Below are 1,136 nucleotides of genomic sequence, written 5' to 3'. Positions count from 1 at the left end.
GGATCGAGCGCGTTGCCGAGCCGGCAGCAGACCTCGTAGCCCGCGACGATCGCGGTCAGCACGTCGCGCCCGGAGGCGCCGACCATCTCGCCGACGGCGAAGGCGGCCGGAACCACCGGCGCACTCGGATGCAGCGAGGAATCGGCGTGGGTGTCGTCGAAATCGAGGGAATGGCCGAGCGCGCCATTGAGCAGCGCGGCCACTGCCGGCGTCCAGGTCTTGCTGTCGCCGAACACGGTGGATTCGCCCTTGGTGTCGAGTGCCAGCGCTTCCAGCATTTTCAGCATTGACGGGGTCGATTCCGCCTCGCGCCGCGCCCGGATCGCGCTGCCGAGGAAGTCCAGCGTCAGCACTTTTGCGCGATCCAGCACCTCTGCCGGAATATCCTGGTACTTCAGATTGAAGACATAGGCGGCGAGCGTTGCAGTTTCGTGGGCCATCGTGTTTCCTCGTTTTGGCGCGCAAGTTAGGCGGGCTGATTTGGCCTTTCAAGCGGCCTTGCGGCCGCGGGCATCAGCCATGCTTCTGCTCGGCCTTAAAAGGATCGGGACGTCAACGATGGCATTCGCAGGACAGCTGTTCGACCGGATCAGGTCGCGGCGGACGCAACTGGGGCTAGCGATCCGGGTCACGGTCGCCGCGACCGCGGCCTATGCGATCGCCACCGCGCTGCATCTGCTGTTGCCGCTCTGGGCGGTCCTGACCTCGCTGATCGTGACCCAGATGAGCGTCGGCCGCTCGCTGAAGGCGACGCGCGACTACATGCTCGGCACCATCGGCGGCGCGATCTATGGCGGTGCCATTGCGATCCTGATCCCTTATTCCAGCGAAGCCGGGCTGCTGGGATTGCTGGTCCTCTCGGTCGCCCCGCTCGCCTTCATCGCCGCGATCAATCCGAGTCTGAGTGCGGCCACCGTGACCGCCGTGATCGTGCTGCTGGTTCCGACCATGCACCATTCCGATCCCATGACCTCGGCGATCGACCGCGTCAGCGAGGTCGCGGTCGGCGCCATCACGGGGTTGCTGGTTTCGTTCCTGGTGCTGCCCTCGCGCGCGGTGCGGCAGATCCGTGCCAGCGCGGCGATCCTGCTCGAACTGATCGCCGATGCCTTCACCGAGCTGCTCGCGGGCCTCAC

General features: G+C 66.0%; 2 protein-coding genes. One reads left to right on the top strand and one right to left on the bottom strand.

Features of this window, described 5'->3' with window-relative positions:
- Nucleotides 1–440, bottom strand: a 440-nt coding sequence (locus MOV75_RS39105; RefSeq protein WP_247008181.1) for an MmgE/PrpD family protein, incomplete at its 3' end; no start/stop codon positions are given.
- A gap of 118 nt (nucleotides 441–558) precedes the next feature.
- On the opposite strand from MOV75_RS39105, the gene MOV75_RS39100 reads away from it, so the two are divergent.
- Nucleotides 559–1,136 (top strand): aromatic acid exporter family protein (locus MOV75_RS39100; protein ID WP_247008180.1); only part of this gene is annotated, 578 nt, incomplete at its 3' end.

The sequence above is a fragment of the Bradyrhizobium sp. PRIMUS42 genome, assembly GCF_023006515.1.
Taxonomy (GTDB): Bacteria; Pseudomonadota; Alphaproteobacteria; order Rhizobiales; family Xanthobacteraceae; genus Bradyrhizobium.
Note: the sequence above shows the minus strand (reverse complement) of the source record. Positions and strands in the feature narration are given on the sequence as shown.